This is a genomic window from Embleya sp. NPDC059237, from assembly GCF_042754105.1.
Lineage (GTDB): Bacteria > Actinomycetota > Actinomycetes > Streptomycetales > Streptomycetaceae > Embleya.
The window spans coordinates 89,161-113,840 of record NZ_JBHZAE010000019.1; the positions used below are offsets into that span (position 1 = coordinate 89,161).

Sequence of the window (24,680 nt, forward strand, 5' to 3'; positions counted from 1 at the left end):
CGGGGACGCGGGTCGTCATCTCCGCGCGTCGACGTCGGGTCGGTCGGGTCGGTCGCTGGTGAGGTGGCGGTCGAGCAGGTCCCGGGCGTGGGCGACGGTGAGCGGGGAGACGCCGTGCGCGGCGGCCGACAGGAGAGCGTTCTCCATCTCGGCGTACGCGCCGTTGCGCCCGGCCCGGATGATCGCCGCCTCGGCGGCCGACGCGACGGGCAGGCCCGGTCCGTCGCGCGTGACGAGGCGGATCCACAGCGGCCATCGGTCCGAGTACACGCCGACCCCCGTCTGGTCGGCCGGGACCCCGGGCCGCGCCCACACGTCGTGCGGTGCGCGGGCGAGGGCCACCGCGTGCATCAGGCCGGCGGCGTACATCGTGTGGAAGTCGTGCCGGAAGGCGTAGGTCTCACGTTCCGTGCGGGTGGGCGTGCCGAAGAGCGTCGGCTGCCGGTCGGGACCGGGACCGGGACCGGGGCCGGGCAGGAACCCCACCTCGGTCCACAACGCGTCGAGGGCGTCCCGACACAGCAGCGCGGTACGCGACACCGGGCCCGGCAGGAGCAGCACGGCGGTCAGCAACTCCGCCACCACGTCGGGGTTTTCCTCGAAGAGGTGCCAGAGCAGGCAGGCATCGAGGATGCGCCGCAGCTCGATCGGGTCGGCTTCGTCGGGGAGTTCGCGGCGGCCGAAGTCGGTGAGGTGGAACAGGGTGTGCGTGAGCGCGTGCAGGTCGGCGAGGCTCATGTACAGCGGGTGCGGGTGTGCGGCCAGGATCGAACCCTGGCGGTGTGCGGTGTAGTCGACCGGTTCGCCGCCGCACTGGGCACGCAGCCAGGCCGCCTCGAGGCGGCGGTGCGGCGGCCGTTCGACGGCGTCCACGTGGCCGGTGGCGAAGGCACGACGCAGCGTGGCCGCGAAGTAGGGGTCTGGGACGCCGAGTTGCTCCAGGGCGAGATGCGTGATGCCGAATGGCACGGCGGTGCGCGGGTGTCGGACGAGCAACGCGGTGCGCTCGGAGGTGCGGGCGAACGGGGCCAGCAGGGTCGCGATGCGGTGGAGCGCGGATCGGATCTCCGGTGCGGAGTGCGGGATCCGGTCGGCGATCAGCACGAGGCGGGCGGTCTCCACGACGAACTGCTCGGTGGCGCTGCGGTCGGGGTCGGGGCGGGCCGCCGGCTCCCGGTGGGGGCTTTGGCGTTCGAGGCGTTCGAGGCCCAACTCGGCCAGGGTGAGCACCTGGAGCAGTCGGCGGCGGGCCGGCGCAGGCGCGGGTGCTTCGTCGGGGTGGCCGGCGCCGTTGCCGGCCGAACGCGCGGCGCGGCTCGCCGGGGTCGAGCCGGCGTCGGGGGCGGCGTCTCGGGCGGGGGTCGAGTGAAGGACCTCGGCCCCCCGCGGTTCCGGGATCACGCCCGCTCGGCGGACTGCGTACCGGCACCCGCGCCGGCACCGTCCTCGCTCGCCATCGACCGGATCCCACCGACTTCCACGCCCTGCCCCCACTCACCCATCGGATCCCCCGCCAAGTCGTCGGTATTCCTCCACCCGGACCCTCAAGCTTGACACCATCGTGGGCAGTTCGTCAGGTAAATCAGCAAATCGCCTCGTATTGCGTACTCATGGGCGAACCATGCACGACCATGGGTGGCCGCTATGACCGCGGCGGCCGGCCATACACGGCCGGAGCATCACAAACCGCTCACGATCGGGCCGTATGTCGCCGCCATACCCGCACGCGGGGCGCGCGCCGGTCGCACCCGGATCGCGCACGAACCACGCGCGGACGGTATCCGCACCATCGTGTCGCCCCACCCCGGCATACCCGGGCGTCCGTTCCGGTTCACACCCACGGAGGACGTCCACAATCGTCCGCCCGGCCGTCCACCCGCCGTCGACCGACCCCACAGGAAGCGCCGAGCCTCATGTACACCACTCGTACCACCCATCAGAATCCCGATCCCACCCCCAACCGGTCCGATGAGAACCAATACCCGGTCCACACTCGTGGGTTCTGACGATGAACCCCAACGACAAGCGCATCGACCATCTCCTCGGGGCCTTCGGCGCCGGAGCTCTCGTCAACGCCTGGATCGACGCCCTGATCACCGACGACCACCTCGACCCGGCCGCGGCCACCCGGGTGGCCTGCGACCGTGTCGCCGACCTCTCGCCGTGGCTGATCGCCGCGCCGGGCCAAACCTGGCGACTACGCGAGGAATTCGAGCCGAACGCCGACTTCTCGCCGCGCCTGGTCCTGGTCCAAGGCGTCCGACACGCGCACGGCAACCATCCGCGCGACGGCACGGCGGCGATCCTGATCGCCGACGCCGAGGACGACCCACGCCATGCGGTGGGCTGGATGGACGTGGACGACTTCGCCGTCTGCTACTCCCTCGAGGAGTGGCCCGCCCCGGAGGTCCGCCGGGTCGACGACAGCGACGCCACCACGACCCCGACCCCGAACTGAGCGAGGGCGGCGTTACGGGCGGATGGCCGTCATGTACGGCATGCCGCGCACGTCGATGGACAGGATCTCGACGTTCGCGCCGGGCTTGGGGGCGTGGATCATCTTGCCACCGCCGATGTAGATGCCGACGTGGTGCAGGTCCGAGTAGAAGAAGACCAGGTCCCCGGGCTGGAGTTCGGACTTGGCGACGGGCCTGCCCACCCGCACCTGCTCCTGGGACGTGCGCGGCAGCGAGACGTTCGCCGTCCGCCAGACGAACTGGGTCAGCCCCGAACAGTCGAACGAGTCGGGGCCGGTGGCGGCCCAGCGGTACGGCTTGCCGAGTTGCGCGTAGGCGGCCCGTACCGCGGCGGCTGCTCGGTCGGACGTCGCCGGGGAGGTCGTCTCGTACTGCCGCTTCGCCGCCGCGGCCTCCCGGGCCTTGCCGTCACGTTCCGCCTGTTCCTCCCGGCGCAACCGCTCCCGGTCGGCGCCGGACAACCGGTTGACGACGTCCTGCGCCTGGCGCAGCTTGGCCTCGACGGTCTGCTTGCGCGCCGTCATCTCCCGCTGCGTGCGGTCGAGTTCCGCCATCCGCTCGGCGACTTCCCGGCGCTCCTGGTCGAGTTCGCGCCGCTGCCGCTGCACGAGACCCAGCGCCTCCTGCTGCCGCGCGCTCAGTTGGCGATCGAGGGAGATCCGGTTCAGGAATCCCCGGGGGTCATCGGTCATCAACAGCCGCAGGCTCGGATCCACGCCACCACCGCGATACTCCGCCGACGCGATGCCCCCGAGCATCTCCCGCTGACGGGCAAGCGCGGCCTGCTTGTCGGCCAACCGCTGCTGCAACACCGCGACTTGCTCCTGCGCTCTACGATTCGCATCGGCCGCACCGTTGTAACTCTCGGTCGCGGCCTCCGCCTCCTCGTGCAGCGCGTCGACCTGCTCCTTGGCCTGCTGCAGCGTCGGCTGCGGCTCGGCCTGCACGGGCGAAGCGGCGAACACCATCACCCCAACCGCCGCCGAGGAAACAATCGAAACCCCGACCCGCCGAGCAACCCGAGGCCGAGATCTGGCATGCACACCCATAAACGCTGCACTCCTCCGGTCCGGCCGCCCACACAAAGCAGACGCCGCCAGGGCGGCACCTCAACGGCACCGCCAACCCTATTACTATGCAGCGTAGTAATAAACCCCACCCAAACCCCGGGAAGCTCGGCCGTACGCCCTACGCCCTACGCCCTACGCGCAATGCGCAATGCGCAATGCGCTACTCGTACCTCACTCCACCACCCCGGAGTCCCCGACCCGCCTCAACGCCGCCCGCAGAGCGGCCGATTCCACCGGATCGAGCCGCTCGACAAAGCCCAACAAGGCCGCCGCACGGTCCTGACTATCGGCAAGCGTTTCGGCCATGATCCGCGCGGTGTAGGCATCCTTGTCCTCAACCGGCACATAGGTACCCACACGCCCCGAGAGCCGACGATCGAGCCACCCTTTGGCAACGAGCTTGTTCAACACCGTCATGACCGTCGTGTAGGCAAGTTCCTTCTCCCGACGCTCATTCAACGCCGCAACAACGTCATGCACCACGACGGGCCGCCCCATGGACCAAACCACGTCCATGGCCTCACCCTCAAGACTCCCCAACCCCCACACCCTTCCAGCCTACCGACCCCCCGAGAACACCAGCGCTGCACAGCCACCCCGAGTCGCGGGCCCGACCCGCCCCCCGGCACGGGAGACTCCAAGCCTCCGGCCTCCCAACGAGAGTGATGCGCCGGCCGGGTAAGTCGGATGTCTCCGGCGGACGTTGCGCGTGTGGTTGCGCGGGGCGGGTCCGGCGCGGGCCAGAGTCGGCGGGTGGGCCGCCGCCGGCGTGCGGGGCTCCGAGACTTCGAGGTCTCGACGAGACGCGCGCGTTGCTGGGCGAAAAAGCGACCAGCAGCGGCGGACAGGGAGGGCGCTCGGGTCCAGTTCGCCGGGCCTGCGTTCCCGAATGGGCCGGGCGTTCCCGGCGTGCGTTGCGCCTTGGGTCGCGGGTGGCCTGGTGCGGGGCCGGTCAGAGTCGGCGGTGGGCCGCCGCCGGCGTGCGGGGCTCCGAGACGGCGGGTCTTCGGCGAGGCGGGTGCGTTGGTCGGCTTGAAAGCGACCGGCAGCGGTCGGCGGGGTGGGTGCTCGGGTCGGGTTCGCCGGGCGTGCGTTCCCGAGTGGGCCGGGCGTTCCCGGCGTGCGTTGCATCTTGGGTTGCGGGTGGCCGGTGCGGGGCCGGTCAGAGTCGGCGGTGGGCCGCCGCCGGCGAGCGGGGCTCCGAGACTTCGAGCCCCCGACGAGACGAGCGCGTTGCTGGGCGAAAAAGCGACCAGCAGCGGCCGGCGGGGTGGGTGCTCGGGTCGGGTTCGCCGGGCCTGCGTTCCCGAATGGGCCGGGTGTTTTGGGCGAGCGTTGCGCCTTGGGTTGCGGGTGGCCGGTGCGGGGCCGGTCAGAGTCGGCGGTGGGCCGCCGCCGGCGTGCGGGGCTCCGAGACTTCGAGCCCCCGACGAGACGAGCGCGTTGCTCGGCGAAAAGACCGGCTGGCAGCGGGGGGAGCGGGTGGGTTGGTCGGGTCGGGTTCGCCGGAGGCCTTCCCGGGTGGGTCGGGGTGTTTGGAGGGCGTTGGGGGGAGTTGGGGTTGGAAACCGGATCGCGGTGGGTGGTTGTGGGCTTCGAGCTTCGGTGACCTGCGGTTTTGCGGAGTCGGGGCGGAAAGTCGGGTGTCGAGTGCCGGTTTCGTGTGTCCCGGTCTCCTCGGCGCCGGTGTGGAGATCGAAACTGCCCGGTGGGGGTTGGCTTCGGGCGCTGCGACCTCGCAGAGGCTGTCGAGCGGGCCGAAAGTGCCCAGTGGGGGCCGAAACCGGATCCCGAGGCACCGCAGACGTGTCCGCCGCGCGCTGACCTGCGGTTTTCTCTCGCGCCGAGACTGCGGCACCTCACGCTGTCCGGTTTCGTGAACTCTCGCCCCCTCACACAGCACTTCGAAATGCCCCTGCTCGGCCCACTCGGGAGGGCCCTCCGGAGAACTCGACCCGAGCGCCCTCCCTCCCCGCCGCTGCCAGCCGGTTTTTCGCCGAGCAACGCGCCCGCCTCGCCGAAGACCCGCCGTCTCGGAGCCCCGCACGCCGGCGGCGGCCCACCGCCGACTCTGACCGGCCCCGCACCAGGCCACCCGCGACCCAAGGCGCAACGCACGCCGGGAACGCCCGGCCCATTCGGGAACGCAGGCCCGGCGAACTGGACCCGAGCGCCCTCCCTGTCCGCCGCTGCTGGTCGCTTTTTCGCCCAGCAACGCGCGCGTCTCGTCGAGACCTCGAAGTCTCGGAGCCCCGCACGCCGGCGGCGGCCCACCACCGACTCTGACCGGCCCCGCACCAGGCCACCCGCGACCCAAGGCGCAACGCACGCCGGGAACGCCCGGCCCATTCGGGAACGCAAGCCCGGCGAACTGGACCCGAGCGCCCCCCTGTCCGCGGCTGCCGGCCGCTTTTAAGCCGAGCAACGCGCTCGTCTCGTCGAGACCTCGAAGTCTCGGAGCCCCGCACGCCGGCGGCGGCCCACCTGGCGACTCTGACCAGCCCCGGGCCGGCCCTCCGCAACCACCAGCGCAACGCCGGCCGCAGAAACGCGGGCCACTCGGGAAAACATCCCGGCAGACTCGACCCGACCACCCTCCCTGCCCGCCGCTGCCGGTCGGTTTTCCGCCGGGCAACGCGGTCGTCTCGTCTGGAGCGGCGGGTCTCGGAGCCCCGCACGCCGGCGGCGGCCGACCCAGCGACCCTGACCCGCCCCGGGCCGGCCCACCGCAAGCACAAAGCTCGCCGAGGAGACGCGGGCCGCTCGGGAGGCCCCCGGCGGAGCCGAGCAACGCGCCCGTCTCGTCGGCCCCGACGGGCGGCCGGCGCCCGCCCTGAGGGGCTCGCGCGGCTGTGATCGGGTGGGCGGGGGCGGTGGGGGCGGCGGTGGTTAGGGTTCGGGGGGCGATTGGGTTGGGTGACCGGTGGGGGTGGGTGTGGGGGGTCTGCTCGTGGTGCTCTTCGGGTATGGCCTGGGGGTGAGTTTCGGGCTGCCCTGGTTGTTGTCGGTGGGGCGGTGGGTCGAGCGGGCGCCGCGAGTTGGGATTGTGTTGTGGCAGGTGGGCAGTCTGTCGGCCCTGGGCGCGTTGGTGCTGGTCGGGGCTGTGATGGTGGTGCCGGTCGGGGCCGTGGGCGTGGCCGTTGGGGAGGTGTTCGGGGTTTGTGCGGCCGGTTTGCGTGGGCATTACGGGTGGTCGGGGGTTGCCGGGGCGCCGATTGTGGGTGCGGTTGGCGCCGGTGGGGTGAGTCTGTGGGTCGTGGGCAATGTCGGGTATGAGCTTGTGGCGGCGGCGCGGGCTCGGCGGGCGCATCGTGAGCGGTTGCGGCTGCTGGGGTGTCCGGCCGGGCCGTCGGGGGCGCTTGTCGTTCCGTTTGCCGAACCCATGGTGTACTGCCTGCCGGGGCGCCGGCCGACGGTCGTGTTGACCTCGGCGGCGGTGGCGGCGCTGACGTCGCGTCAGCTGCGGGCGGCCCTCGCCCACGAGCATGCCCACATCCGCCAACGGCACCATCTTGCCCTCGGGTTGGCCGCCGGGCTTCAGCGAGCCATGCCGTTCCCGCCGCTGTTTCGCCGCGCCCGCGCCGAGATCACGTTGCTGATCGAACTCGCGGCGGATGACGCGGCCGCGCACCGTCATGGCCGGCGGGCCCTGGCCGAGGCGGTTGTCGCGGTGGCCGCGCCCGAAACCACCACGCGCGGGCTCGGCGCCGGCGGGGTGTCCGCGCTGCATCGGGTACGCCGACTCGCCCGTGCCGACGCGCCGTTGGGCCGCCTGCGCCTCGCAGCGGCGATGGCGCTGGCCGTCGTTCTGCTCACCGGTCCCGCTCTACTCGCGTTGGCGCCGCTCGGGCACGCCGCAGGGGCCCACCACTGTGCGTCCGCCCCGGCCGACGGCATCGATCCCGACACGGCCGCCCGCATCGCCGTGTGACGATCGTCGACGTCGCACGGCGGACGGCGCAGGTAGCCGCCGCCCCTCGCCGTGCGGGAATTCGGCGGCGGAGGGACGGCGGCGGCGTTCGGAGCCGGCTAGTGGTTCATGCCGGGCATCGACGGCGAACTCGGGGTGGTACCGCCCTTGGCGGCAAGCATTTGCCGCATCTGCTGCACCTCGGCCGCCTGCGAACTCTTGATCTGCTCGGCCAACTTACGCGCGGCGGGATCGACGCCTTGGGCGAGTTCCGTCTCGGCCATGGCGATCGCCCCGTTGTGGTGTTCGATCATCATGGTCAGGAAGCGCCGGTCGAAGTCGGCGCCGGTGGACGCCTTGAACGCGGTCATGTCCGCCTCGGACATCATGCCGCCGCCATGGTTCATGCCACCCGGAGCCGAGGTCGGCTTGCCCCACGCGGTGAGCCGGCCCTTCATCAGCTTGATCTCCGGTGCCTGCGCCGCCTCGATCGTCGCGGCGAGCTTCTTCACCTCGGGGTCGACCCCCTTGGTCGGCGCCTCCTTGGCCATCTCCACGGCCTGCTCGTGGTGCGGAATCATCATCTGCGCGAACATCACATCCGCGTCGTTGAACGCACCCGCCGACGCCGACGCCGAAGCCGAGGCGAGGGCGGACGCCGCAGCCGGAGCGGACGCCGAAGTGGACGCCTGCGCCGAGGACTTGTCCTTGTCGTCGCTACCGCACGCGGCGAGGACGAGCGCGCCGGACAACACGGCGGCGGTCAGGGCGAGGGTACGGGTACGGGTACGGGTGAATCGCTTCATGGTCGTACTTCTCCTGGGAGTGCGCGGCCCGCCCGTACGGCGGGCTCGGCGATGCGGAACAGGGCGCGAAGTCCCCGGCCGTGGCCCGGGACCGGACGTCGGCCTATATGCGCAGCACTCGCAGGAGGGCGAGATCGGGTGTCCTCGGCGGCGGCAATCCCAGTACGAACGCCGCCAGTCGGGCCCTCGGCCGAAGTCGGCGCCGGGTCCGGGCGCGACGCAGGGCGGGTACGGCCAAGGCCGCCACCACGACGCCGAGGCCCGCGAGCAGCACGGCCAGGCAGATCATGGTCGGGTCGGAGCCGTGGCGGGGGCCGCCGTCGGTGGAGCAGTCGCCATCCGGGCAACCGCCGTGATGGCCGGGCGCCATCGGCTCCATCGCGCCGCGGCTCGCGCCGACCGCATCCGCGGCCTCGGTCGCCGACCCCTGCGCAGCCGCCGACGCCGGATGGCCCAACGTGTGCATGCCCATGACGCCGAGGGTCAGCAGCAGAAGGAGCAGGCCACGCACGAGGACACGGTCGATGCCACGCGGCGCGCGTGCCACCGGTCCCGCCGTCCGCGCCGCCACGTACCCACCCTCCGCTTCGCGTCGCCCATACCCCACGTTGGTATCCAGACTAGGCCCAGGAGCAACACATCGACGAATGGGGTCCGATGAAATGATCTTCTGGTCATGCATACCCCCGGCCCGTAAACTCGCCGGGCGCTGTCGCGCCGCAAGTACACACGGGAGAGACATTCATGACCACGCACCACGAAACACCCGCCCGACACCAACACGCGGAAAATCACCACTCCGAGCACCCACACGGCGGCCACGGCGACGACGGCAACAACCACGGGGAGCACCAGGAGCACGGGGAACACGCAAACCACGGGGATCACGAGAAGCCCCACGAAGAGCACGCAAACCACGCGGGTCACGAAAAGCACCACGGAAGTCACGAGAACCACGGAAGCCACGACGGCCATGCAGGCCATGCAGGCCATGACGGCCATGCAGACCACGCGAACCACGCAGGCCACGCAGGCCACGCCACCCAAGACCCCGCCTCCTGGAAAATGGCGGCCATGGCCACGCTGCACTGCCTGACCGGCTGCGCGATCGGCGAGGTCCTGGGCATGATCATCGGCACCGCCCTCGGCTGGTCGAACCTCGCCACGATCATCACCGCCATCATCCTGGCGTTCGTCTTCGGATACGGCCTCACCATGCGCGGCGTCCTGCGCGCGGGTGTCGATCTGCGCCAGGCCGTCAAGGTCGCGCTTGCCGCCGATACCGTGTCGATCATCGTCATGGAAGTGATGGACAACAGCGTCATGATGCTCGTGCCCGGCGCGATGCACGCCGGACTCGGCGACCTGCTCTTCTGGGCCAGTCTCGCGCTGTCGTTCGCCGTCGCCTTCGTGATCACCGTCCCTGTCAACCGTTGGCTGATCGCACGCGGCAAGGGCCACGCGGTCGTGCACGCATACCACTGACCGAGCCCCTCAGTCCCACTCCGACAGCGCGTCGGGCCGGGCGTGGTGGTGCCGATCGATCACATAGGCGTGCCGGTGCCGCCACCCGCCGGCCGAGGGCACGGCGTCGGCCAGGTGCGGGTGGTCGGCGAGCAAGTCGCGGTGCACGTGCACGAGTTCCGTGCGCCCGCGACGGGGCCGACCCGCCGCAGCACCGACCACCCCCGCCAGGGCGATGCCGCCCAGCACCATCGCGGTGACCGGCATACCGGCACCCGCAGCCAACCATCCGGCGAGCGGATAGGTCACCAGCCAGCACCCGTGGGACAGCGAGAACTGGGCGGCGAACGCGGCGGGCAGGTCCGCGGCCCCCGCCGACCGCCGAATCACCCGCCCGGCCGGGGTGAGCACGAGCGAACACGCCGCGCCGATCGCCGCCCACGCGACCAGGAGCAGCACCCAGGACCGCGTATTCGGCGCCGCCGCGGTAACCCCCGCGACGACGGCCAGTACGACCGGAAGCGCGCACGCCGCGGCCGACATCACGCCCCGATCCGCAAAACGGCGCAGCAGGCGCGGCAGCAGCAGGGCCGCCACCATCGAACCCCCGCCATACGCGCCCAGGGCCAGCGACACCGCACCTGCGCTCCGCCCGAAGTGCTCCCGAACCAAAACCACCGTATTGACGAAGACGATCGCACTCGCCGCCGCGACCGCCAGATCGAGCGCCAACAGCGCTCGCAGTCCCGGCGTCTCCCGGAACAGCCGGAACCCGAGGCCCGCTTGCGCATACCGGCCCTGCACACCATCGGCCCGCTCCGCCGGCGCCGGCCGAGGCAACACGGCCGAGACGACCAGGGTGGCCGAGGCGACGAAGCCCACCGTCGTACCGGCGAACAGCCAGTGGTACGAGACCAGTTCGAGGAGCAGTGCGGCCAACACCGGGCTGAACAGGCTCTCCAGGTCGTAGGCGAGCCGAGACATCGACAGGGCCGCCGTGTATTCGCCCTCCTCGGGCAGGAGTTCGGGGATGCCGGCCTGGAACGTGGGCGTGAAGATCGCCGACGCGCCCTGGAGCAGCAGGATCAGCACGTAGATCTGCCACACCTGGGTGACGAACGGCAGCGCGAGCGCGACGAAGGCACGGACGAGGTCCATCGCGACCAGCAGTCCCCGGCGGGAGACCCGATGCGCGAGCGCACCGGCGACGGGCGAGACGACGACGTACGCGACCATCTTGATCGCGAGCGCCGTGCCCAGTACGGCGGAGGCGTCGGCCCCCGCGATGTCGTAGGCGAGCAGGCTCAGTGCGACCGTGGCCAGCCCGGTACCCACGAGCGCGACGACCTGCGCGGTGAACAGACGGCGATAGGTGCGATTTCGCAATACGGCAAGCATCGGCATCGGCCTCGTCCCGTTCGGCGGCATCGAGGAGCGAGACCAGCGTACTCATCATGTGCGTACACATGCACGCGTTGATCATCACGAATCCCACCGGAGGCGCGTGTCCCCACACGCGTCAGTCGTGCGGCGGCAGTTCGCCGATCGTGTGGTCGGCCACCTGGAGCGCCTCGTCCACCAGTCGACGCAGATGGCCGTGGCGCAGCGAGTAGACGACGCGGCGCCCGTCCTTGCGGGCCGTGACGAGGCCGGCCAGCCGCAGCTTGGCGAGGTGCTGGCTGACGGAGGGGCGCGGCGCGGCGCAGTCCCGGGTCAGCGTCGTGACGTCGGCCTCACCCCGACCGAGCCGGTCGAGCAGGGCGAGCCGGGTACGGTCCGCGAGCAGGGCGAGGACCGAAGCGGCGACCTCCAGGCGTTCAGCGGCGGCCGATTCCTGCGTCATCGAGGCACCTGCGTGTCGTTCGCCCGTACTCATGCGCACATCGTAGGGCGAATCCCGGAGCCGCGACCGAACGCCACGGCCCCGCCGCGACGGGGGCGCCGCCACATCTCCTACGATACGTAGGAGGTAGGCCGGCCGCTCGATCGAAGCAGCGGTCGCAATTCGGGACGGAGGGGTCCGCGCGTGGGTCGTTGGTCCGCCGCAGGGCAGGTCTTCGCAGGGGATTTCGCCGGCCGCAGCCGTGGCCGCACTCGCGACCGCACCCGTGGCCATGGCCGCGCCCGTGGCCGTGGGTTCCGTCGGGTGATTCCGTTGCTGCTGCTCCTGCTCATGGCCTGCGCGACGGTCGGCACGGTCGAAACCTCCGGCACGAACGAGGCGACCGCCGCGCCGATCCCGGCGCTCGGCGCCTCCGCCGCAATGGCCACCGCACCGGCCGGACACCCGAATCCGGGCTCCCCGCACGGCGCGCTCGGCGCCGACTGCCGCCCCGGGGACCGCCATTGCGCGGCCGTTCTGACCGCCGGCCCCGTCGTCCCGCCCCGATCGTCCTCCGCTCCCGACGATCTCGACACCACGGCGGCGCACGCGGCTCTCCGCGCCGTCCCGCCCTCGACCGTCCCCCGGGATCCGCCCGACACCCGGGAGTTGTGCGTCAGTCGGACCTGACCACGACCACCCGACTCGCCCGCGCCGCGACACCGGCGCACCCCGGGCGAGCGGGATCCGTCGTCGATGTCACCGAGACGCCCGAGGGACACCCATGGACCAGCAGGACCGGACCCACCCGTCCGCAGCCGACAAGAACAAGCCGAGCGAACCGAACCGGCCGGGAAACCAACCGGGGAACCAACCCGACAAGTACTCCAACAAGCCCTCCAAAAAGCAGTCGAAAGCCGAACGATCCGCCAAAATGGCCGAAACCCGCCGCCGTGTCGCCGCCGAACGCGACCGGCAGCGCCGAGCGCAGCGCCGCCGAGCCCTCGCGGTCAGGGGCCTCGTGACCCTGCTCGCCACCGGCGTGATCGCGGCCCTGGCCATCGTCGTATCGCGGAGCAACGACGACGCGAACAACCGTGCGGACCAAGCCGGTTCGAGTGGCGGCACGCTCGTCGCCGAGGTGAAGTCCGTCGCCGGGATCTCCTCCCCGATCCGGGGAGTCACCACCTACACCGCGTCCCAGGGCCACGAGGCCAAGCGGGAGATCCGCTACGAACAGGTGCCGCCCGTCGGGGGACAACACGATCCTGCGTGGCTGAACTGCGGTACATACGCCCAACCCGTCCCGGCCCGCAACGCGGTGCACTCGCTCGAACACGGCGCGGTATGGCTCACCTACCGCCCGGATCTGCCCGCCGACCAACTCACCCCGCTCACGGCCAAGGCCAAGGCGTCGTACGTGATCCTGAGCCCCGTCCCGGACCTCCCGTCGCCGGTGGTCGCCAGTGCCTGGGGCATACAACTGCCGCTGGACGACGTCGGCGATCCGCGTCTGGACGAGTTCCTGAAGACGTACCGGGAGGGGCCACAATCGCCCGAACCCGGCGCGCCGTGCAGCGGCGGGGTGAGCAAGTGAAGGCGCTCGGCGCGATCGTCGAACTCACCCCGTTCCTGGTGGTCGCGTTCGGGTTCACCTACCTCATCCGCGCGATCCTCAACGCCGACCGCCGCGAGCGCGCCCTGCTGGACGCCCGCGACCGCGCGGCGGCACCAACGACGTCGGCCACAGCACCGGCACCGATGCCAATACCGGCACCGGCACCGGCACCGGCACCCGCATCGGCCCAGCCCGCAAACCCTCCTGAGGCACGAGAACACGCGAGTGACGACCCGGCAAAGCCCTGACCGCACCCAAGATCTCGACCTGGCATCTTCATCCCGGCAACGAGGTGTTACCGGATGCTTTCCTGGTTACGCTGCGAAGTGGCCGACGTTTGATCTTCGTTCGTGGAAGGGACGTTCACCATGTCCGTTTGCGAGCTGTTGGCACCGCCGCATGTGTGCGACGCCGTCGACGATCGTGTCGACCTCGATCGACACGGGCGGCGCGACCTGACCGTACGGATCACCGCCCCGGCGGCGGTGTGCGGGCCCGGCGACGGCCTCGTGGTGACGTGGGCGCCGCGATCCCCCACCCTCGTCGGGGCGTTCGAGGTACACACCGCCGTCGCGCGGGTCGGCGCGGTCTACGTCACCCTCCCGCACGCCAAGGTCTGCTGGAGCGCGGGCGCGGCCGTGCAGGTGACCTACCGACTGATCAAACCGGACGGCAGAACCTTGGAGGCACCCAGCGGCGCCGTCGTCGAATGCGTCAGCGAATACCCGCCGTTGCTCGATTTCGCCGACGTCACCGAGGCCAGCAACGGACACATCAGCCTGGACCGACTCGACGCGCGCGGCGCAACCGTCACCGTGCCGTACGACGATGTCCCGGTCGACAGCGGCGACACCGTCGTCGTCACCTGGACCCCACGACCGTCCGGCGTCGAGCCGTTCGAGACCCGCTTCACCGTCGAACGGGCCCGGGGCGACGGCTCCGCGCAGATCCCCCTGGACCGGGTACGCGCCTGCGAGGGCAGCAGCGCCGAGATCCACTACCGCGTCATCAAACGCGGCGGCGTCGGCGAAGCCACCTCCGGCCGCAGCGTCTTCGCGATAGACCCCACCCCACTCCCCCACCACCCCTGGCCGACAACCCCCCGCCGCCGCCCACTCATCTAGGACGGGGGCTCGGCGGCGGCCCCGGACGCGGACGCTCCGCCGGCCGAGGCAAACACCGCCTCCAGTACGTCCCGCCCATCCCGATCGAACGCCACCACCCGCACCCGCTCCACGGCACTCGACGCCCCCACGATCGTCGCCACCGCGATCCGCGCGGCCTCCGCCGCCGGAAATCCGTACACGCCAGTGGCGATCGCCGGGAACGCCACGCTCCGCGCGCCCAGTTCGTCCGCGACCTCGAGGCAACGCCGATAGCAGGAGGCCAGGATCTCGGCCTCGCCGAAGTCGCCGCCCTCCCAGACCGGCCCCACAGTGTGGATCACGTGGCGCACCGGCGGATACAGGTCGAAGGCCGGCATCGCCATCGCGTCGCCCGGGTCGCACGGCCCGATCTCGGCCCCCGCGGCCGCGAGCCGTCGACCCGCCGCCCGGTGGATCGCCCCGTCCACGCCACCGCCACCCGGCAACGACTCGTTCGCGGCGGTCACGATGGCATCGGTGTCCTGGAGCGTGATGTCACCCCGCACGATCTCGATCACAGTCATGGCCCGATCATGCCGGCGGCCTCCCGGGCGGCGGATCGGGAAGTCGACCGGTGGGCGGGTGAGTTGGGCATTCCGGTGCGCCGAGGCGGTAATCAGCTCTCGTGGTGCGGGAGTTGTGGGGCCAGGTCGTGGAAGTCCTCCTCCCAGCGGTTTCGGGTGTAGCGGCGGCCGACCGGGGTTTCCCACCACAACAGGTCCTTGGCCAGGCGCACGTGGTCCAGGGCGATCCGCCGGCGGCCCAGTTCGGCCATCAACGGGTGCAGGCGGGTGGAGAGTTCGTCCAGGGTCTCGGCCTCGACCGCGCCGTCGAAGCGGGTGCGTTCGCGGCGTTGCACCAAGGTGTGGTCGGGCGCGATCAGTCGGGCCAGGTCACGGCAGGCAGCGCCGATCGAGGTGCCGTCCGGGCGGTGCAGGCCGCCGGCGATGGAGCCCTGGTGCACCGCGTACAGCGCGACCGCGTGCCGCACGGCCCGGGCGGCCAGGCCGCGTTCGAGGGTGACGGGCAGGTGGACGGTGATCGCCTCCACGGCGGGCACGGGCGGCTCCGCCGCCGCGGCCGGCAGGAATCGGGCGGCCAACCGGCGATCGCCGTGGATCCGCGCCAGGAACGTATGCAACGCGTGCTCCCACGGCGCCCAATACGCGGAGACGCGCGGAATCGGCGGCGCGGTCATCGTGGTCGATTCGTCGTGAGGTGCATGATCGATTCCTCGGGGTCAACGCCCGGACGGGCGCCGGGGCGGGCGGGTGCGGTCATCCATCGGAACGGACTCGGAACGGACTCGGAACGGACTCGGAACGGACTCGGATCGGACCGGGAAGTGCCCGCCCCGGTGCATCCCCACGCCCGGGCGGTCCCGCTCCATCACCGTCATGACGAATCAGGTCCCCGTTTTGTGACGGACGGTCATAGGCCGGGCCCGCCGCGCCGGACGCCCGCCCGGTGTGCTTCGCACGACGTTCGTAAAGTGTTCAGCGCGCCGCCGCCGATGTGCCCCATGCTTCGATCCGAGGGCGAGTGCGCCGCTCGCCGCCGATCCCCGAGCAAAGGACTGGCCATCGTGCGAAAGTGTTTGCCTGGAAGAGTGCAACTCGTCGTAGCCGCACTGTCGTTCGTCGCCCTCGGACTATCGGGCGCGCCGGCGTCCGCCCAAACGCAGACACAGCCGCAGGCACAGGCCGCCGGGCAGGCCGTGGTACGGATCAACGAGATCGAGTCGAACGGCGGCACCCCGGGCGACTGGGTCGAGTTGGTCAACACCGGCTCGGCCGCGGCGGATCTGTCCGGGTGGGTCGTCAAGGACAACGACGACGCGCACACCTACTCGATCGCCGCCGGCACCTCGCTGCCCGCCGGCGGCTACCTGGCGCTCGACGTCGAGTCGTCCTTCGGTCTCGGCAGCTCCGACTCGGCCCGGCTGTTCGGGCCCGGCGGCACCACCCTCGTCGACTCGTACACGTGGACCGCGCACGCCGGCACGACGTACGGCCGCTGCGCCGACGGCACCGGCTCGTTCACCACCACCACCGCACCGACCAAGGGCGCGCCGAACTCGTGCCCCACCTCGTGGGCCGGCTGGCCCGGCGGCAGCACCGTCAGCGTCGCCGACGGCTCCAACGTGTTCGGCACCAACCTCAGCGGCCTCTCCTTCCAGGACGCCGGCGTGTTGTGGGCGGTGAAGAACGGTCCGGGCACGCTGTACCGCCTCGTGCCGGACACCGGCGGCAAGTGGCGCCCGGATCCGACCGGCGGCTGGGCCTCGGGCAAGGCGCTGAACTACCGCAACGGCAGCGGCGATCCCGACGCGGAGGGCGTGACCTTCACCCCCGACGGCCTGTTCGTCGCCACCGAGCGCGACAACGACGACAGCGGCGTCAGCCTGCCGAAGATCGCCCGCTTCGACACCTCCTCGACGGCCGGCGCACTGAACGCGACCGCCGAGTGGAACCTGACCGCCGACCTGCCCGCGGTGGAGGCCAACAGCGGCCTGGAGGGCATCACCTGGATCCCCGACACCTTCCTCACCGGACACGGCTTCCGGGACGAACACACCGGCGCGGCCTACGACCCGGCCGCCTACCCCGACCACGGGAGCGGATTGTTCTTCGTCGGCCTGGAGGCCAACGGCACGGTGTACGCCTACGCACTCGACCGGACCGGCGGCGGATACCACCGCGTCGCCACCTTCGCGAGCGGCTTCCCGGCGGTGATGGAGCTGCAGTTCGAGCCGGCGACCGGTCGGCTGTGGGCGGTCTGCGACAACACCTGCCAGGGCCGCAGCACCACCCTCGGCATCGACGCCCAGGGCCGGTTCGCGATAACCGCCGGGTACAACCGACCCACGGGGTTGTCGAACTACAACAACGAGGGCTTCGCCATCGCCCCGCAGACGGCCTGCGTGTCCGGCCACAAGCCCGTCGTCTGGTCCGACGACGACAACGACGGCGGCCACGCACTGCGCGCGGGCACGCTGAACTGCACGCCGTAGCGGACGCGGAACGCGGCGCGGGGCGGGTGGTCTCGGTACGAAGAGGTACCGAGAGACCACCCGCCCCGCGCCGTCGGCGGACTCAGCGCTCTCCGGACGCACCCTCCGGAGCGGCGGCGGAGGGCACCGACGCGGTGTCGGACGCCGTCGCGGGCACGGTCGCCGAGTCGGCGCCGGCGTCCGCAGTCGGCGCGGCATCGCCGGCGGTCGCCGCCGCGGGAGTCGCGTCGCGCCGGTCGCGCCGGCTGCGGCGGATGCCCTCGGCCATCGCCGCCACGGCGATCAACACCAGCCCACCCTCGGGGAGTTCGCCCAGGCGCGTGGCCAGGGTGGTCTCGCTGCGCAGCGGCACGGTCGCGTTGAGCACCGTACGCGTCCACGGGTCCGTGGACTTCACGATCGTGCCGTCGGGGGCGATGACCGCACTGATCCCGGTGGTGGAGGCGACCAGTACCGACCGGCCGTGTTCGACGGCGCGCAGCCGGGACATGGCCAACTGCTGCTTCGGCTCGGCGAGGCTGCCGTTGCGCATGTAGGTGGCGTTGTTGGTGGGTACGGCGAGGAGGTTGGCGCCGGTGCGGACCGCGCCGCGGACCTGGCCGTCGTAGGCGACCTCGTAGCAGATCGAGGAGGCCACGTGGATCGGGCCGACGTCCAGGCGCACCGGTCCGGAGCCGGCGACGAAGTCGCGTGGGATCAGCTGGAGATCGCCGAGGCCGCCGATCAGGTCGCGCAGCGGGATGTACTCGCCGAACGGCACCAGCTGCTGCTTGGCGTAGTACCGACCCGGGCCGGTGTCGGGGAACCACAGCAGGCTGGTGTTGCGGATCCGGTCGTGGGAGGCGTCGAGGATGGCGCCCACCACGATCGGCGCGCCGACCTCGCGGGCGGCGAGCGAGATGCCCTCGCGCAGGCCGACGTCGGTGCGCGGGTCGCGGTCGGTGGCGTTCTCGGGCCACAGGACCAGGTCGGGCTGCGGGGCCTTGCCGAGCTTGATGTCGCGGGCCAGCTCGCGGGTGGCGGCGATGTGATTCTCCGCGACCTGCTGGACCCGGGCCTGCTCCTCCATGTTGCGGGCACGCGGCACGTTGCCCTGGACGACGGCGACCTTCGCGGTGCGCTCGCCGTGCGTACTCGGCAGCAGGAACACCCCGCTCGACGCGAGCGCACCGGCCACCACGAGACCCGCCCCGAACCGGACGCGGTACGCGCGGGGCGCGGTGAGCAGCGCGGCCAGCAAGGCGGCGGTCAGCGCGACGACGGCACTCACGCCGGGAGCGCCGGCCACGGAGGCCCAGCCCAGGGTCGGCGCGTCGGCCTGACTGAAGCCGAGCCGCCCCCACGGAAAGCCGCCGAGCGGGACCCGGGAGCGCACCGCCTCCGTGGTCACCCACCAGCAGGCCGCCCACAGCGGCCATCCGGGCAGCCGGGCGAAGGTCGGCACGGCGCAGCACAGCAGTCCGAGCAGCAACGCCTGGGCCACGCTCAACGCCAGCCACGGCAGGATGCCCAGGTTGGTCAGCCACCACAGCAGCGGAATGAAGAACGTCAGCCCGAACAACGTCCCGAGCCGGAACGCAACCTTGGCCCGCCGATGCCGAATGGCGGCCAACAACAGCGCCGGCCCGACCGCCGCGGCGGGCCACAACCCGACCGGCGGAAACGCGAGCGCGAGCAACAGCCCACCGGAGGCCGCCATGATCGCCCCGGCCCAGGCCCGCAACCGCCGCTGCACCGCACCCCGAACCTGAACCTGAACCGCCGTCATGCCGCCCACCCGACCCGAAGCTCCGAGCGACCGAAGGCCGCGGACAACGGCCATCCGTCGTCGAATCCCCCGACGAACACGGGCAACGGAACCTTCCCGACCGGAACCGACATCGGCGTCTCCTCGGCTGAACTCGGGGCGGCGCGTAGGGCGATCCGCGGAACGAACTGAACAAACAGGCAGGCAAGCCGACCAACGACGACATCCACACCGAGCAGGCCCGGAACCTGTCCGAAGGGGGCGCCTGCCGCCCGCAACGACCCCGGGCGGGAGAAGGCCCGGCGGGGAGCGTGGCGGCGGGCGCTCCCACCGTGCGTCTCAGCCACGGAGCACCCCTGCGGGTATGGCCGCGTCGGCGGCATCGTCGGCGTCCCCGACCGGACGACCCCGGCGATCCGAGTGATCCGGGTCATCCGAGTGATCCGAGTGATCCGAGTGATCCGAGTGATCCAAGCCGTCTCGATCCGGCAAGCCGTCCGACGTCCGCTCCACCTCTGCCGGAGGCAGGAGCGCCGCGAGGTCGGCGAGCGCGTGGGCCAGCTTGGGGTCGGCCGGTTCGTACCGCACTCGGCGGCCCACCGCGACCGTGCGTACCAGCCCGCAGTCCCGCAGGCGTGAGAGGTGGTTGGACACGTTCCCCCGGGTCAGCCCCAGCCGCTCGGCCAGTTCCGACGGGTACGCGGGCGCCGCCAACAGCGCCAGCAACAACCGGCGCCGGCTCTCGTCCGCGAGCGCGGTCCCCACCCGGGCCAGCGCGGCGGCGTCCACCACGACGGCCGGCCCGTCCTCTTCGTACGTATGCACGCGTAGACGTTACAGCACACGCTGAATCAAGCAACCACTGAATCGAACATTCGACCGCCCCATCCAACCGGACAGGCCCCGAGCCCGGCACACCGCCGCCTCGGCCCGCGTTGTACCCGGCCACGAAGTCGTGTGGGAGATTTCGGCGTCGCCGACAACGCACCCGCACCCGGTGGCTTCCTAGCGTGTGGCCATGACGCGAACCGCCGGGCCACCGTCCCAGATCCACGACCTCGTGCTGCGCGGTGGTCGGGTACTCGACCCCGAGACCGGGCACGACGCACTCGCCGACGTGGGGGTGACCGGCGGCACGATCACCGCCGTGTCCGCGCGCCCGCTGGTCGGCCGGCGCACCGTCGACGTGCGCGGCCTCGTGGTCGCGCCCGGCTTCATCGACATGCACAGCCACTCGCACGACGTGGCCGGCCACCGGCTCCAGGCCATGGACGGCGTGACCACCGCGCTCGACCTCGAGGCCGGCCTCTCGCCCGTCGACGAGGGCTACCGCCAGGCCGCCGCCGAGGGCCGTCCGCTCAACTACGGCTTCTCCGCGTCGTGGTGCCAGGCCCGGATGGCGGCCGTCGGCGGCCTCCCGCACGGCGGCGGCATGCACGTCGCCCTCGGCCTGCTCGGCAACCCCGCCTGGCAGGGCGAGGCCACCGGGACCCAGGTCGACGAGATGCTCGAACTCCTCCGCCTCGACCTGGCCGCCGGCGCCCTCGGGATCGGCGTCGTGGTCGGCTACGCGCCGCGGGTCCGGCCGGAGGAGTACCTGGCCGTCTCCCGCCTGGCCGCCGAATCGGGCCGCCCCACCTACACGCACGCCCGGGACCTGGTCGAGCAGTTCCCGGACGTCGCGATCGACGGCGCGCAGGAGATCGCCCGCGCCGCGGCGGAGACCGGCGTACACGCGCACTTCTGCCACATCACCTCGACCTCGCGGCTGCACAGCGACAAGGTCATGCAGCTGATGGACGACACCCGTGCCGAGGGCGGCCGGATCTCCACCGAGGCGTACCCGTACGGCGCGGGCATGACCGCCATCGGCGCCGCCTTCCTCGCCCCCGAGCTGCTCGCCGCCACCGGCCTCACCCCCGACGGCATCGTCTACGCCGCCACCGGCGAGCGCATGGCGAACGCCGAACGGCTGCGCGAGGTGCGTGCCAAGGACCCGGCGGGACTGGCCATCGCGCACTTCCTCAACGAGGCCGACCCGTTCGAACAGGGCCTGATCGACCGGGCCCTGCTCCACCCCTCGACCGTGGTCGGCTCCGACGCGATGCCGCTGACCTGGACGAACGGCGAACCCGACCCGCTGGCCTGGCCGTTGCCCCCGACGGCGGTCACCCACCCGCGCACCGCGGGCACGTTCGCCAAGGTGCTGCGCCGCTACGTCCGCGAACTCGACGCGCTCACCCTCCTGGAAGCGGTCTCCCGCAGCAGCTTCGGGCCCGCCCGGATCCTCCAGGACAGCGTGCCCGCGATGCGCCGCAAGGGCCGGGTGCAGGTCGGCTGCGACGCCGACCTGATCGTCTTCGACGCGGAGACGGTGACCGACCGGGCGACGTATGAGCACAGCACGCGTCCTTCGCTGGGCTTTGCACATGTCCTGGTCGGCGGCGTGCCGGTGGTCCAGGACGGGGCGTTGTGCCTGGACGCTTTGCCGGGGAGGCCGGTACGGGCGTGAGTCCGACAGGGGCGTGGGCGTCGGAGCGCGCGGGCCCGGGACGCGGGTGAGGCGCGACGGGGAGCCGGAGTCGTGGGCGCGGGGGGCGTGCGGCCCCGATCGCGGCGTGAGCGTGTCGGGGGACGGACTCGTGTCGGCAGCGTGGCTTCTTTTTGGGCGCTTCGCGCCGGCTCGCGAGGGACCACTTTTCTGCTCCCCCGCTTCGCTCCTCCGCAGAAAAGCGGCCCCTCGCTCGGGGTCGGGTGTCCCTCCGCTTCGCTCCGGGCCACCCGACCCAGACTTCGCGGCTCCGCCGCTCTCCGCGCTTCGCGCGTCGATCACGCGGGCAGCCGGAGTTGGGGGCGCTGACGCGCCGGTGGGGGTCAGGTCGGGGTGGGCGCGGTGGGTTGTGGGGTGGGGGCTTCGAGTAGGCCTGATGCGAGGGATTGGGCGTGGGTGTGGGCGGGGCAGGCGTGTGGGCCGAGGCCGTAGGGGGTCTCGGTGAGGTCGATCTCGATCATGGTGCCGTCCGGTGCCACCCGGCGGGTGCGGGGGACCGGGGGGTCGCTGCGGCCGGAGGCCAGGTGTGCAACCAGGGCCTTGGTCGCGTCGCACGCCTGGACGAGCAGGCCGATGCGGTTGGCGGTGGCCTCGTCGGCGACGCCGCCGCACACCCGGACCAGGCGCGCCACGGCCCGGTCCGCCTCGGCCGTGATCGCGGTGTGCGGCTGGTAGGCCGTCGCCACCACCGCGACGTCGGCGGCGATGCTCGCGGCGAGTTCGCCGGGCAGGCCCAGCGCTTCGGCCAACACCTCGACCGGCCCGCGGCCGTCCCGCGCGGCCCGCTCCCGGAGGTGCTGCGGATCGATCCGGTCCAGGTCGGCAACGACCAGGGCCCGCCGCCGCTCGTGCACGGCGCCGGCGCTGAATCGGGCGACCGAGGCGCGCAACCATGCGACGCCCGCAGGCGCTGCGTCGGGTACGACCGGCATCGTGTAGGCGGGATCGGCGAGCAAGGCGTGGTTTCGCGACGTCATGCGGCCATCGTGGCCCGGAAACACTTCGGCGGGCACCGAAACGACACCGACACGACGCCGGCCGGCGGTGGGTGGGGGCGGGCAGCGACCGGGCCCGTTGTACGCCTGCCCCACCCCGATCCGCCCAAATTCACCCACCTCCCTCGGCCCCAGGGATGACCCCGACCCCGGACCTGAGTCCCGGTCAGGCATCGACGCCGGACCCCGGTCCCGGGTCGAGATCGTCTGCCGAACGGCCCGCCGAGGCCGCCGAAGGCGGTGAAATGGAATGGACGCTCCATACTCGCGCCCCGGCACCCGCGCGGCGCTCGCCCCGCACTACCACGCCCCGACCCGCCCCCGACCCCCACCCACCACGCTCACCGTCCACCTGCACAATCGAAGGAGACCCGAGCATGGGGTCCGATCACGGCCTGGCGGCGCCCCCCGCGCCGGCACCCGCCGCCGCACCGCGCGTGACGAAGGGTGTCGCGAGGCGCGATCCACGCGCACCCGCGCACCGCCGGCGCACCGTCCCGAAGCCCGGCGCCGCCGCCTGGCAGCGGCTCCGGGCCAACCGTGCGATCGCCTTCCTGGTGCGGCACCGCGTGAACCTGCTCGTATCGCTGGCCGCCGGCGTGATCGACACCCTCGCCTACCTCATCCCGGACGAGGGCATGGAGCCCAGGCGCGTACCGGTCGGCATCGCGCTGGCCCTGGTGGCCGCCATGATCCTGCCCGCGCGGCGCCGGCATCCGATGCGCGTGCTCGCCGCGGTCGTCGTCACCCAGAGCTTCCTGGTCGTGATGACCACCGCGACCACACACTCCTACGGCGGCGCCCTTTTGGTCGCGCTGTACACCGTGGCCCGCTTCGGCAGCACCCGCGACCTCTGGATCGCCGGCTGCGGTGCGCTGGCCGTCCAGGCGCTGCGCGACTCGTACGACTCCGACACATTCGTCCAGATGGTCGGCGCCGACCTGCTGGCCACCCTCCTGATCGTCGGCGTCGGACTCGGCACCGCCAAGTGGCAGGGCCAGGTCGCGCTCAACCGGCAGTTGCTCGCCGATCGGGCCGTCACCGAGGAGCGCCGGCGGATCGCCCGGGAGTTGCACGACATCGTCGCGCACCACATCACCACGATGTACCTGATGTCCGGCGGCGCCCGGGCCACCCTCGAACGTCAGCCCGACACCGCCCGGGAGGCGCTGTTCACCCTGGAGTCGTCCGGGCGCGCCGCGCTGCGCGAGATGCGCCAACTGCTCGGCGTACTGCGCAGCGACGACGGTCCCGAGCAGGCGCCCTCCGAGCCCCAGCCCGGGATGGACGACATCGACGGGCTGATCACCGAGTCCCGCGCGGCCGGCCTCCCGGTGGAGTACCGCGAGCACGGCGAGCGTGAACCGCTGCCCCCGGCCACGGGTCTGACGCTGTATCGGATCGTCCAGGAGGCACTGACCAACACCCGCAAACACGCGGGCAACGCGCGCACGTGCGTCCAGGTTCGGCATCTGCCCGATCGCGTCCTGATCGAGGTGGTGGACGACGGCGCGGGCGACATCCCCGCGACCGGCGTGGTCGGCGGCTACGGCCTGACGGGCATGCGGGAGCGGGTGGCGCTGCACGGCGGGACGCTGGAGGTCGGCCCGTGCCCGGGCGGCGGATTCCGGGTGTTTGCGAGCGTGCCGCTCCCGCCGAAGGGCCCCGACTGGCGCGGCTGAACGGGCGCGACGGGGACGCGGAAACGCCGGGAGCACGACGGATACGTCCCGGAACGCCCGGGCTTGCCTACCACGCTGGTTGACCGTCGCGGCCCACCTCTGCATCCCTGGTACTCCCCGAATCCCCACCGAGCGTTTGACGCTCGGACACGCGTCGGTTGCCTACCGTCGTGCGCATACACCGGTGGGCGGTCGGTACCTGGGGGCCGCCGTCCCCCGGTGTGCCCGACCGGAGCTCACACGGGGGAGTTCCGTCCGCATCGAACCGTCGGCGCCGCCGGGTGCCGGTCTGCCGGCAGGCGCGGCGCAGACCGCCGCCCGCCGGGTCGACCGCCCGGCCGGGTGGTCCCGACGGCTTCGGCGGTCCCGCCGGCCCGCCG

General features: G+C 72.1%; 20 protein-coding genes and 2 pseudogenes. 10 read left to right on the forward strand and 12 right to left on the reverse strand.

The window, feature by feature from the left end; all coding sequences use genetic code 11:
* Positions 1-15 precede the first annotated feature (15 nt).
* Positions 16-1,401, reverse strand: a complete 1,386-nt coding sequence (locus ACFXKZ_RS41245; RefSeq protein ID WP_380009484.1) for a DUF6895 family protein — start codon at positions 1,399-1,401, stop codon at positions 16-18.
* A gap of 607 nt (positions 1,402-2,008) precedes the next feature.
* Between ACFXKZ_RS41245 and ACFXKZ_RS41250 the strand changes: the two genes are divergently transcribed.
* Positions 2,009-2,458: a hypothetical protein gene (locus ACFXKZ_RS41250; RefSeq protein WP_380009487.1), complete on the forward strand. Its 450-nt coding sequence runs from the start codon at positions 2,009-2,011 to the stop codon at positions 2,456-2,458.
* A gap of 12 nt (positions 2,459-2,470) precedes the next feature.
* Here ACFXKZ_RS41250 and ACFXKZ_RS41255 read toward each other — a convergent pair whose 3' ends face one another.
* Together ACFXKZ_RS41255 and ACFXKZ_RS41260 are read right to left on the reverse strand one after the other, a co-directional pair.
* Positions 2,471-3,445, reverse strand: coding sequence for an NlpC/P60 family protein (locus ACFXKZ_RS41255; protein ID WP_380009490.1), 975 nt, complete (start codon positions 3,443-3,445; stop codon positions 2,471-2,473).
* A gap of 273 nt (positions 3,446-3,718) precedes the next feature.
* Positions 3,719-4,096, reverse strand: coding sequence for a BlaI/MecI/CopY family transcriptional regulator (locus ACFXKZ_RS41260; protein WP_380009493.1), 378 nt, complete (start codon positions 4,094-4,096; stop codon positions 3,719-3,721).
* Positions 4,097-6,803: 2,707 nt separating this feature from the next.
* Here ACFXKZ_RS41260 and ACFXKZ_RS41265 point away from each other — a divergent pair.
* Positions 6,804-7,478 (forward strand): M56 family metallopeptidase, encoded by a 675-nt coding sequence (locus ACFXKZ_RS41265; protein ID WP_380009496.1) that lies wholly within the window; start codon positions 6,804-6,806, stop codon positions 7,476-7,478.
* Positions 7,479-7,576: 98 nt separating this feature from the next.
* Here the strand turns inward: ACFXKZ_RS41265 and ACFXKZ_RS41270 are convergent, their stop codons facing one another.
* Together ACFXKZ_RS41270 and ACFXKZ_RS41275 are read right to left on the reverse strand one after the other, a co-directional pair.
* Entirely contained in the window at positions 7,577-8,263 is a 687-nt protein-coding gene (locus ACFXKZ_RS41270) for a DUF305 domain-containing protein (protein ID WP_380009499.1), read from the reverse strand.
* Positions 8,264-8,366: 103 nt separating this feature from the next.
* Entirely contained in the window at positions 8,367-8,774 is a 408-nt protein-coding gene (locus tag ACFXKZ_RS41275; RefSeq protein WP_380009502.1) for a DUF6153 family protein, read from the reverse strand.
* Positions 8,775-9,190: 416 nt separating this feature from the next.
* Between ACFXKZ_RS41275 and ACFXKZ_RS41280 the strand changes: the two are divergent.
* Positions 9,191-9,748: pseudogene (locus ACFXKZ_RS41280) on the forward strand (DUF4396 domain-containing protein); the annotation flags it as partial.
* A 9-nt stretch (positions 9,749-9,757) separates the two neighbouring features.
* On the opposite strand, the gene ACFXKZ_RS41285 reads toward ACFXKZ_RS41280, so the two are convergent.
* Positions 9,758-11,125 carry an MFS transporter gene (locus ACFXKZ_RS41285; protein ID WP_380009860.1) on the reverse strand — a complete coding sequence of 456 codons (1,368 nt, stop codon included), beginning with the start codon at positions 11,123-11,125 and terminating at the stop codon, positions 9,758-9,760.
* Between the two features lie 121 nt (positions 11,126-11,246).
* On the reverse strand, positions 11,247-11,603 hold the full coding sequence (locus ACFXKZ_RS41290; RefSeq protein ID WP_380009505.1) for an ArsR/SmtB family transcription factor: 357 nt from the start codon (positions 11,601-11,603) through the stop codon (positions 11,247-11,249).
* Between the two features lie 270 nt (positions 11,604-11,873).
* On the opposite strand from ACFXKZ_RS41290, the gene ACFXKZ_RS41295 reads away from it, so the two are divergent.
* From ACFXKZ_RS41295 to ACFXKZ_RS41310, 4 genes are all read left to right on the forward strand, one after another.
* A complete protein-coding gene (locus ACFXKZ_RS41295) occupies positions 11,874-12,239 on the forward strand; it encodes a hypothetical protein (RefSeq protein ID WP_380009508.1) in 366 nt (121 codons plus the stop codon).
* Between the two features lie 94 nt (positions 12,240-12,333).
* Complete coding sequence (locus ACFXKZ_RS41300) at positions 12,334-13,146, forward strand: DUF3105 domain-containing protein (RefSeq protein ID WP_380009511.1); 813 nt, start codon at positions 12,334-12,336, stop codon at positions 13,144-13,146.
* Positions 13,143-13,415: a hypothetical protein gene (locus tag ACFXKZ_RS41305; RefSeq protein ID WP_380009513.1), complete on the forward strand. Its 273-nt coding sequence runs from the start codon at positions 13,143-13,145 to the stop codon at positions 13,413-13,415. Before ACFXKZ_RS41300 ends, ACFXKZ_RS41305 begins: the two co-directional genes overlap by 4 nt.
* Before the next feature lie 120 nt (positions 13,416-13,535).
* Positions 13,536-14,291: a hypothetical protein gene (locus ACFXKZ_RS41310; protein ID WP_380009516.1), complete on the forward strand. Its 756-nt coding sequence runs from the start codon at positions 13,536-13,538 to the stop codon at positions 14,289-14,291.
* Here the strand turns inward: ACFXKZ_RS41310 and ACFXKZ_RS41315 are convergent.
* Positions 14,288-14,836 (reverse strand): macro domain-containing protein, encoded by a 549-nt coding sequence (locus ACFXKZ_RS41315; RefSeq protein ID WP_380009519.1) that lies wholly within the window; start codon positions 14,834-14,836, stop codon positions 14,288-14,290. The genes ACFXKZ_RS41310 and ACFXKZ_RS41315 overlap by 4 nt on opposite strands.
* Before the next feature lie 92 nt (positions 14,837-14,928).
* The gene (gene casB / locus ACFXKZ_RS41320; protein ID WP_380009522.1) at positions 14,929-15,510 is read right to left on the reverse strand and encodes a type I-E CRISPR-associated protein Cse2/CasB; all 582 of its coding nucleotides are present in this window, start codon (positions 15,508-15,510) and stop codon (positions 14,929-14,931) included.
* 411 nt (positions 15,511-15,921) lie between these two features.
* On the opposite strand from casB, the gene ACFXKZ_RS41325 reads away from it, so the two are divergent.
* Complete coding sequence (locus ACFXKZ_RS41325; protein WP_380009525.1) at positions 15,922-17,325, forward strand: lamin tail domain-containing protein; 1,404 nt, start codon at positions 15,922-15,924, stop codon at positions 17,323-17,325.
* Positions 17,326-17,407: 82 nt separating this feature from the next.
* Here ACFXKZ_RS41325 and lnt read toward each other — a convergent pair whose 3' ends face one another.
* Together lnt and ACFXKZ_RS41335 are read right to left on the reverse strand one after the other, a co-directional pair.
* Positions 17,408-19,093, reverse strand: coding sequence for an apolipoprotein N-acyltransferase (gene lnt, locus ACFXKZ_RS41330; RefSeq protein ID WP_380009528.1), 1,686 nt, complete (start codon positions 19,091-19,093; stop codon positions 17,408-17,410).
* A 480-nt stretch (positions 19,094-19,573) separates the two neighbouring features.
* Positions 19,574-19,897 (reverse strand): annotated as a pseudogene (locus tag ACFXKZ_RS41335) (winged helix-turn-helix domain-containing protein); the annotation flags it as partial.
* A 193-nt stretch (positions 19,898-20,090) separates the two neighbouring features.
* Between ACFXKZ_RS41335 and ACFXKZ_RS41340 the strand changes: the two are divergent.
* Positions 20,091-21,584: an amidohydrolase family protein gene (locus ACFXKZ_RS41340; protein ID WP_380009531.1), complete on the forward strand. Its 1,494-nt coding sequence runs from the start codon at positions 20,091-20,093 to the stop codon at positions 21,582-21,584.
* Positions 21,585-21,946: 362 nt separating this feature from the next.
* On the opposite strand, the gene ACFXKZ_RS41345 is transcribed toward ACFXKZ_RS41340, so the two are convergent.
* Positions 21,947-22,600 carry a hypothetical protein gene (locus ACFXKZ_RS41345; protein WP_380009534.1) on the reverse strand — a complete coding sequence of 218 codons (654 nt, stop codon included), beginning with the start codon at positions 22,598-22,600 and terminating at the stop codon, positions 21,947-21,949.
* A gap of 395 nt (positions 22,601-22,995) precedes the next feature.
* On the opposite strand from ACFXKZ_RS41345, the gene ACFXKZ_RS41350 reads away from it, so the two are divergent.
* Positions 22,996-24,300 carry a sensor histidine kinase gene (locus tag ACFXKZ_RS41350; protein WP_380009537.1) on the forward strand — a complete coding sequence of 435 codons (1,305 nt, stop codon included), beginning with the start codon at positions 22,996-22,998 and terminating at the stop codon, positions 24,298-24,300.
* The last annotated feature ends 380 nt before the right edge of the window (positions 24,301-24,680 follow it).

Excerpts from the sequence above, each read along its gene's own strand:
- ACFXKZ_RS41315 (WP_380009519.1), bottom strand. The coding sequence starts at position 14,836 with ATGACTGTGATCGAGATCGTGCGGGGTGACATCACGCTCCAGGACACC.
- ACFXKZ_RS41300 (WP_380009511.1), top strand. The coding sequence starts at position 12,334 with ATGGACCAGCAGGACCGGACCCACCCGTCCGCAGCCGACAAGAACAAG.
- ACFXKZ_RS41255 (WP_380009490.1), bottom strand. The coding sequence starts at position 3,445 with ATGGTGTTCGCCGCTTCGCCCGTGCAGGCCGAGCCGCAGCCGACGCTG.
- ACFXKZ_RS41340 (WP_380009531.1), top strand. The coding sequence starts at position 20,091 with ATGACGCGAACCGCCGGGCCACCGTCCCAGATCCACGACCTCGTGCTG.
- ACFXKZ_RS41285 (WP_380009860.1), bottom strand. The coding sequence starts at position 11,125 with ATGCTTGCCGTATTGCGAAATCGCACCTATCGCCGTCTGTTCACCGCG.
- ACFXKZ_RS41290 (WP_380009505.1), bottom strand. The coding sequence starts at position 11,603 with ATGAGTACGGGCGAACGACACGCAGGTGCCTCGATGACGCAGGAATCG.
- ACFXKZ_RS41345 (WP_380009534.1), bottom strand. The coding sequence starts at position 22,600 with ATGACGTCGCGAAACCACGCCTTGCTCGCCGATCCCGCCTACACGATG.
- ACFXKZ_RS41350 (WP_380009537.1), top strand. The coding sequence starts at position 22,996 with ATGGGGTCCGATCACGGCCTGGCGGCGCCCCCCGCGCCGGCACCCGCC.
- lnt (WP_380009528.1), bottom strand. The coding sequence starts at position 19,093 with ATGACGGCGGTTCAGGTTCAGGTTCGGGGTGCGGTGCAGCGGCGGTTG.
- ACFXKZ_RS41270 (WP_380009499.1), bottom strand. The coding sequence starts at position 8,263 with ATGAAGCGATTCACCCGTACCCGTACCCGTACCCTCGCCCTGACCGCC.
- ACFXKZ_RS41310 (WP_380009516.1), top strand. The coding sequence starts at position 13,536 with ATGTCCGTTTGCGAGCTGTTGGCACCGCCGCATGTGTGCGACGCCGTC.
- casB (WP_380009522.1), bottom strand. The coding sequence starts at position 15,510 with ATGACCGCGCCGCCGATTCCGCGCGTCTCCGCGTATTGGGCGCCGTGG.
- ACFXKZ_RS41250 (WP_380009487.1), top strand. The coding sequence starts at position 2,009 with ATGAACCCCAACGACAAGCGCATCGACCATCTCCTCGGGGCCTTCGGC.